The organism is Piscinibacter sp. (assembly GCF_050175855.1).
Lineage (GTDB): Bacteria > Pseudomonadota > Gammaproteobacteria > Burkholderiales > Burkholderiaceae_C > Piscinibacter.
Genome location: NZ_JBFXIO010000012.1, coordinates 20670 through 28108 on the forward strand (window position 1 = coordinate 20670; position 7439 = coordinate 28108).

Sequence of the window (7439 nt, forward strand, 5' to 3'; positions counted from 1 at the left end):
ATGTCAAAGCCCAAACCAGCACCATTGCCTTCCGGCACGGTGGTGGGCGGCTATCAGGTCATCAAGAAGCTGGCGGCCGGTGGTTTCGGCGTCGTCTACCTGGCCGAAGACAGTGATCGACACCTGGTGGCGCTCAAGGAGTACCTGCCGTCGTCGCTGGCGGAGCGCTCGCCCGGGGAGCTGACGCCGCGCGTCAAGCCCGAGAAGCAGCCGCTGTACCGCCTGGGCCTGAAGAGCTTCTTCGAGGAAGGCCGCTCGCTCGCGCAGATCAGCCACCCGAGCGTGGTCTCGGTGCTGAACTTCTTCCGCGAGAACGAGACCGTCTACATGGTGATGAACTACCTGCAGGGCGACACCCTGCAGGATTTCATCGTCACCGCGCGCGACCTCAAGCGCGACAAGGTGTTCCGCGAGAGCACCATCCGCTCGCTGTTCGACGAGATCCTGCGCGGCCTGCGCATCGTGCACCAGCACAAGATGCTGCACCTGGACATCAAGCCGGCGAACATCTTCATCACCAACGACAACAAGGCGGTGCTGCTCGACTTCGGCGCGGCGCGCGAGGTGCTGAGCAAGGAAGGCAACTTCATCCGCCCGATGTACACGCCCGGCTTTGCCGCACCCGAGATGTACCGGCGCGACGGCACGCTCGGCCCCTGGACCGACATCTACGCCATCGGCGCCTGCATCTATGCCTGCATGCAGGGCTATCCGCCGAACGACGCGCCGCAGCGCATCGAGAAGGATCGGCTGGCGCTCTCCCTCTCGCGCCTGCGCAATGTCTACTCCGACAACCTCATCGAGGTCACGGAGTGGTGCATGTCGCTCGACCCGTTGTCGCGCCCGCAAAGCGTGTTCGCGCTGCAGAAGGAGCTCGCCCGCGAGACCGAGCGTCGCTACACGAAGCTCAGCTTCAGCGAGCGACTGAAGCTGCAGATCGAAAACCTCACCACGGGCGCAAAGGCCTGAAGCCGAGGATCGCATGCGTTTCTCGGTCTACCAGGTCAGCCGCAAGGGCGGCCGCGAGAAGAACGAAGACCGCATGGGCTACTGCTACACGCGGGATGCCGGCCTCTTCGCGCTGGCCGACGGCATGGGCGGCCATCCGGAAGGCGAGGTCGCCTCGCAGCTGGCACTGCAGACGCTGGCGGCGATGTTCCAGCGTGACTCCAAGCCCACGCTGCCCGACCCGATGCGCTTCCTCAACGAAGCCATCATCGCCGGCCACCACCAGCTGCTGCGCTACGCCACCCAGAAGGCGCTGATCGACACGCCGCGCACCACCGTGGTCGCCTGCTTGCTGCAGGGCAACATGGCCTACTGGGCGCACTGCGGCGACTCGCGGCTGTACATGGTGCGCGGCGACAAGCTGATCGCCCGCACACGCGACCACTCCTACTCCGAGCTTCAGGAGACCATGAGCCAGGTCGTGCCCATGGGCGAGCGCTTCAACCGCAACGTGCTGTTCACCTGCCTGGGCAGCCCGGGCAAGCCGGTGGTCGACACCGTCGGCCCGCTGCTGCTGCAGGCCGGCGACCGCCTGCTGCTGTGCAGCGACGGCCTGTGGGGCACGGTGTCGGACGCCGAGATCACCGACCAGCTCTCGCGCAATGCCATCTCCGATGCGGTGCCCGAGCTCGTCGAGCAGGCGCTGCGCAACGGCGGCCCGAAGTGCGACAACGTGTCGGTGCTGGCCGTCGAGTGGGAAGCCGCCGAGGACAGCGACAGCGGCCTGGGCATCTCCACCCAGTCGCTCGGCGAGGAAGTCTTCGCCTCGACGATCCAGGCCAGCGTGCTCGGCACCGACTCGCCCGACGAGCTCGACGACGCCGAGATCGAACGCTCGATCCGCGAGATCAACGAGGCGATCCGCCGCTCCAGCCAGAAGAAAAGCTGAGCCGGGCCCGCGCTGCGACAATCGCAGCATGACTTCCTTCCATCGATCGAACGGCCGCGCCGCGGACGCCCTGCGTCCGGTGAGCATCACCCGCCACTACACCCGCCACGCCGAGGGCTCGGTGCTCGTCGCCTTCGGCGACACCAAGGTGCTGTGCACCGCCTCGGTCGAGGAAAAGGTGCCGCCGCACAAGCGCGGCTCGGGTGAAGGCTGGGTCACCGCCGAATACGGCATGCTGCCGCGCGCCACCCACACGCGCAGCGACCGCGAAGCCGCCAAGGGCAAGCAGAGCGGCCGCACGCAGGAGATCCAGCGCCTGATCGGCCGATCGATGCGCAGCGTGTTCGACCTGAAGGCGCTCGGCGAGCGCACCATCTCGCTCGATTGCGACGTGCTGCAGGCCGACGGCGGCACGCGCACCGCGGCGATCACCGGCGCCTTCGTTGCGGCGCACGACGCGGTGAGCTGGCTGCTCGGCCAGGGGAAGCTCTCTGCCTCGCCGATCCGCAGCTTCGTCGCCGCGGTGTCGGTGGGCATCGTCGAGGGCACGCCGCTGCTCGACCTCGAGTACGTCGAGGATTCCGCTTGCGACACCGACATGAACGTGGTGATGACTTCCGAAGGCGGCTACGTGGAAGTGCAGGGCACCGCCGAAGGCGTGCCGTTCACGCATGCCGAGATGGCGCAGCTGCTTGCGCTGGCCGACAAGGGCATCCGCGAGCTGGTGGCGGCGCAGAAGGCATCGCTCGGGGTCTGAGCCGATGCGCCTCGTCCTGGCTTCCAACAACGCCAAGAAGCTCGCCGAGCTGAAGACGCTGTTCGCGGCGCTGCCGCTGGAGATCGTCGCGCAAGGCGCGCTGGGCGTGGCCGAGGCCGACGAGCCGCACCACACGTTCATCGAGAACGCGCTGGCCAAGGCGCGGCACGCGGCGCGCGCCACCGGCGGCGCGGCGATCGCCGACGACTCCGGCCTGTGCGTGGATGCGCTGGGCGGCGCGCCCGGCGTGGCCTCGGCGCACTTCGCCGCCATCGCGGCTCCGGCCGGCGATCGCGAAGCGCAACGCCGCGTGCAGGACGCGGCCAACAACGCCTTGCTGCTGCAGCGGATGCAGGGCCAGGCCGACCGTCGCGCGAAGTTCGTCTCGACGTTGGTGGCGATCCGCTCGGCCGACGATCCGGAGCCGCTGGTCGCCGTGGGCCGCTGGCAGGGCGAGATTCTGGACGCGCCGCGCGGCGCGGGCGGCTTCGGCTACGACCCGCTGATGTTCATCCCGTCGCTCGGCACCAGCGTGGCCGAGCTCGATGCGGCCAGCAAGAATGCCCACAGCCACCGCGCGCTTGCGGCGGCGCAGCTGCTCGCGCTGATGCGCGAGAGCTGGCACCTTGGCTGAATCCGCCGCCGAACGCCTGGCGCGCTACACGCGGCTGGGCACGCTGTCACTGGCCGCGCTGCCGCCGCTGTCGCTGTACGTGCACCTGCCCTGGTGCCTGAAGAAGTGCCCCTACTGCGACTTCAATTCGCACGAGTGGCGTGATGGCGGCACTCCGCCGGAGCAACGCTACCTCGAGGCACTGCGCGCCGACCTCGAAGCCGCGCTGCCTTTCGTGTGGGGCCGGCGCGTGATCAGCGTGTTCATCGGCGGCGGCACGCCCAGCCTGTTCTCGCCCGATGCCATCGCCACGCTGATCGGCGACGTCCGCGCGCGGCTGCCGCTGGAGCCCGGCGCCGAGATCACGCTGGAGGCCAACCCGGGCACCTTCGAGCGCGACCGTTTCCGCGCCTTCCGCGAGGCCGGTGTCACGCGGCTGTCGGTCGGCGTGCAGAGCTTCGACGACGCGAAGCTTCGCGTGCTCGGCCGCGTGCACGATGCGGCGCAGGCGAAGGCGGCGCTCGAGGAAGCCGCGCGCCACTTCGAGACCTTCAACCTCGACCTGATGTATGCGCTGCCTGGCCAGGGCGTCGACGAGCTCGCGCACGAGCTGGAGACGGCGCTGGCCTTCGCGCCGCCGCACCTCTCGATCTACCACCTGACCATCGAGCCGAACACCCGCTTCGCCAACGCGCCGCCGGCCGGCCTTCCCGACGATGACACCGCCGCGCAGATGCTCGACCTGATCAGCGAGCGCACCGCGCGCCACGGCCTGGAACGCTACGAGGTCTCGGCCTTCGCGAAGCCGGGCCACCGCTGCGTGCACAACCTCAACTACTGGCAGTTCGGCGACTACCTCGGCATCGGCGCCGGGGCGCACGGCAAGTTGAGCTTTCCGCACCGTATCGTGCGGCAGGTGCGCTGGCGCGAACCGATGACCTACATCGAGCGCGCGCTGGCCGGCGAGGCGATCTCCAACGACGAAGAAGTCGCGCGCAGCGCGCTGCCCTTCGAGTTCATGCTCAATGCGCTGCGGCTGCGCGAGGGCTTCGAACTGGCGCGCTTCACCGAGCGCACGGGCCTGCCGCTGTCGGCCATCGCGCCGGCGCTGGACGAGGCCGGGCGCCGTGGCCTCATCGAGCGCGACGCTTCGGGCCTGCGCCCGACACCGCGCGGCTTCGACTTCCTGTCCGACCTGCAGTCGCTGTTCCTGCCGGCCGGCTGAGTTCCTCGGCCAGCCACTCGCGGAAGGCGCGCAGTGGCGGCCACTCGGCCAGCGCCGGCGGGTAGACGAGCCAGTAGGGATAGGCGTCGGGGTCTTCCAGCGCGATCGGCGAGAGGCGCACCAGCCGGCCATCGGCCAGCGCGTCGGCGGCCAGCACCTCGCGCGCCAGCGCCAGGCCCAGGCCCTGCTCGGCGGCCTGCAGCATCAGGCCGGCGTCGTTGAACTCGGCCACCGGCTTGACCTTGACCCTGTGGCCAGCCAGCGCGAACCAGCGCTGCCACATCGGCCCGTCGCCGAGCAGCGGCTCATGCGCCAGCGCGTCGGGCTCGGCATCGCGCAGCCGCTGCGCCGCGACTCGCGGTGCCACCACGATCCACGGCGAATCGATCAGCCGCTGCGCGGCCAGTCCGCGCCAGGGCCCGATGCCGGTGCGCAGCGCGGCATGGAAGCCTTCGCGCGCGAGGTCGACCACCTGCTGCGAGGCATGCAGTTCGAGGGCGATCTGCGGATGGCGCGCTCGCCAGTCCGCCATGCGCGGCAGCAGCCAGCGCTGCGCGAACGAGGGCAGCACCGACACGCGCAGGTTCTCGTCGCCCGCGCCGCTGCTGGCCGCGTGAGCGGCGCGCACGCCCTCGTCGAGCTGCGCCAGCGCGGGCTCCACGGCACGCAGCAGCGCCGCGCCGGCGGCGTTGAGGGCGACGCGGCGGCCGTGGCGGTCGAACAGCGCGATGCCGAGCTGCTCCTCGAGCAGGCGGATCTGCTGGCTCACCGCGCTGTGGGTGAGGTGCAGTTCCTCGGCCGCCGCCCGCAGGTTGGCGCGCCGCGCCACGGCGCGGAAGGTGGGCAGGACGTGCAAGGGCAGGCGGGCCATTCTGGTAAGCATAGCTGACCAAGCTGGCCGGAACTCATCGATTCCGGGACGCAGTCTGGGCGCTTACGCTTACCAGCACACCGAACGAGGAGCCGACATGGACACCTGCTGCACGATCCCGCTGCACCGCCGCTGGCACGAGCGGCTGTTCGACCGCCTGGGCGAGGCCTGGGCACGCTTCAGGGCGCGCCGCGATGTCGACGATGTGCTGGAACTCGACGAGGCGACGCTGCGCGACATGGGCATGCCGCTGTGGATGCAGGAAGAGGCCCGCGCGCGCCGCGAACGCATCGGCGACGCCGGGCCCGGGCGCTTCTACTGAGCGAAGACGGCAGCCCGGCTCAGACGCGGTTCAGCGACATCCCCGCCGTGCTGCGCAGCCGCTCGATCAGCTTGGGTGCGATCTGCGCCAGTGGCAGCACCTCGTTGGCGGCGCCATGGGAGATGGCCTCGCGCGGCATGCCGAAGACCACGCAGCTGGCCTCGTCCTGGGCGAAGTTGTAGCTGCCGGCGTCGCGCATCTCGCGCATGGCCCTGGCGCCGTCGGCACCCATGCCGGTGAGCATGATGCCCAGCGCGTTGGGGCCGACCACGCGCGCGGCCGACTTGAACAGCACCTCGACCGAGGGCATGTGGCGGTTGACCGGCTCGCCGGCCTGCACGCGGGCGATGTAGTTGGCGCCGCTGCGCTCCACGCTCAGGTGCATGCCACCGGGCGCGATGTAGGCATGGCCGGGCAGCACGCGCTCGCCGTCGCGCGCCTCGGCCACGCGGATGCGGCACAGGCCGTCCAGGCGTGCCGCATAGCTCTTGGTGAAGCCGGGTGGCATGTGCTGCGTGATCATCACCGCCGGGCTGTCCGGTGGCAGCTGCATCAGCACTTCCTTGGTCGCTTCGGTGCCGCCGGTGGAGGCGCCGATGAAGACGATCTTCTCGGTCGACAGCCGTCCGATGGCCGAGGGCGCCGCGGGACGCGCTGGGGCTGCGTCGCCATGGCCCGCCGCCGGGCCGGCCACCGGTACCGCCAGGCGCTTGAGGTGTGCCTTCGAGGCGATGCGCACCTTGTCGGTGATCTCCTCGGCGAGCTGGCGCAGGCCGTCGGCCACGCCGATCTTCGGCTTGGCGACGAAGTCCACCGCACCGAGTTCCAGTGCGCGCAGCGTCACCTCGGCGCCGCGTTCGGTCAGCGTCGAGACCATCACCACCGGCGTGGGCCGCAGCCGCATCAGCTTGCCGAGGAAGTCGATGCCGTCCATGCGCGGCATCTCCACGTCGAGGGTGATCACGTCGGGGTTGGTGTTGCGGATCAGCTCGCGGGCCACGTACGGATCCGCCGCCGCGCCCACGCACTCCATGTCGGGCTGGCGGTTGATGATCTCGGACAGCAGGCTGCGAACCAGGGCGGAGTCGTCGACCACCACCACGCGCGTCTTGGCCATGAATGCGCCTCCTCGCTTCGTTTCTCGTCAGAACAGGTCGACCGAGCCGGCGCCGCTGGCCGGCGGCACGACCTTCTGCGCCGCGGCGCGATCCTGCGCGGCCAGCGCCTCCGGATTGGTCGGCGACAGCCGCTTGACCATCGCCTTGCCACAATGCGGCAGGAAGCACACCTTGCGCGGGTAGACGTCCATCACGTCCTTCGAGACGACGGGAATGCGCTCGGTCTTCAGGTAGTCGAGCACGAACTGCGTGTTGCGCTCGCCGACGTTCATCGTGCTCATGCCGCTGATCACCTGGCCGCCGCCGAACACCTTGGCCTCCAGCGTGGCGCGCGTGGCGCCGCGCTTGAGCAGCTCGTTGATCAGCAGCTCCATCGCGTAGGAGCCGTAGCGGCCGCTGTCCAGGCCGTTGCCGGCGCCGTCGGGCAGCATGAAGTGGTTCATCCCGCCGATGTGGGCGTTGCGGTCCCACAGGCAGGCGGCGATGCACGAGCCCAGCGTGGTCATGATCAGGATGTCCTCGCTGTCGACGAAATACTCGCCGGGCAGGAACTTCACGGCGTCGTTCTTGAAGTGCGCGTCGTAGAAGAAGAACGAGGCTTCGCCCGGCTTGCGCGGCTGCGCCTTCAGGCGCGCC

9 protein-coding genes are annotated in these 7439 nt (G+C 69.8%); 6 read left to right on the plus strand and 3 right to left on the minus strand.

The features are described 5' to 3' along the window. The 5 genes from AB7U92_RS02220 to hemW are packed head-to-tail and all read left to right on the plus strand — an operon-like array spanning position 1 to position 4492. Complete coding sequence (locus AB7U92_RS02220; protein WP_298832565.1) at positions 1-969, plus strand: serine/threonine protein kinase; 969 nt, start codon at positions 1-3, stop codon at positions 967-969. A 13-nt stretch (positions 970-982) separates the two neighbouring features. Beyond that, positions 983-1897 (plus strand): PP2C family protein-serine/threonine phosphatase, encoded by a 915-nt coding sequence (locus tag AB7U92_RS02225; protein ID WP_428574282.1) that lies wholly within the window; start codon positions 983-985, stop codon positions 1895-1897. Between the two features lie 28 nt (positions 1898-1925). Further along, on the plus strand, positions 1926-2654 hold the full coding sequence (rph, locus tag AB7U92_RS02230) for a ribonuclease PH (protein ID WP_428574284.1): 729 nt from the start codon (positions 1926-1928) through the stop codon (positions 2652-2654). Between the two features lie 4 nt (positions 2655-2658). Then, the gene (gene rdgB, locus AB7U92_RS02235) at positions 2659-3288 is read left to right on the plus strand and encodes an RdgB/HAM1 family non-canonical purine NTP pyrophosphatase (RefSeq protein WP_428574286.1); all 630 of its coding nucleotides are present in this window, start codon (positions 2659-2661) and stop codon (positions 3286-3288) included. After that, positions 3281-4492, plus strand: a complete 1212-nt coding sequence (gene hemW, locus AB7U92_RS02240; RefSeq protein WP_428574288.1) for a radical SAM family heme chaperone HemW — start codon at positions 3281-3283, stop codon at positions 4490-4492. Before rdgB ends, hemW begins: the two co-directional genes overlap by 8 nt. Here hemW and AB7U92_RS02245 read toward each other — a convergent pair. After that, positions 4401-5375 carry a LysR substrate-binding domain-containing protein gene (locus tag AB7U92_RS02245; protein ID WP_428574290.1) on the minus strand — a complete coding sequence of 325 codons (975 nt, stop codon included), beginning with the start codon at positions 5373-5375 and terminating at the stop codon, positions 4401-4403. The genes hemW and AB7U92_RS02245 overlap by 92 nt on opposite strands. 85 nt (positions 5376-5460) lie before the next feature. Here AB7U92_RS02245 and AB7U92_RS02250 point away from each other — a divergent pair, with 85 nt between their 5' ends. After that, positions 5461-5685 (plus strand): hypothetical protein, encoded by a 225-nt coding sequence (locus tag AB7U92_RS02250; protein ID WP_428574292.1) that lies wholly within the window; start codon positions 5461-5463, stop codon positions 5683-5685. A gap of 19 nt (positions 5686-5704) precedes the next feature. Here the strand turns inward: AB7U92_RS02250 and AB7U92_RS02255 are convergent, their stop codons facing one another. Both AB7U92_RS02255 and cheD read right to left on the minus strand, forming a co-directional pair. Continuing rightward, complete coding sequence (locus tag AB7U92_RS02255; RefSeq protein ID WP_428574294.1) at positions 5705-6802, minus strand: protein-glutamate methylesterase/protein-glutamine glutaminase; 1098 nt, start codon at positions 6800-6802, stop codon at positions 5705-5707. Positions 6803-6829: 27 nt separating this feature from the next. Then, on the minus strand, positions 6830-7432 hold the full coding sequence (cheD, locus tag AB7U92_RS02260) for a chemoreceptor glutamine deamidase CheD (RefSeq protein ID WP_428574298.1): 603 nt from the start codon (positions 7430-7432) through the stop codon (positions 6830-6832). Positions 7433-7439: the final 7 nt, after the last annotated feature.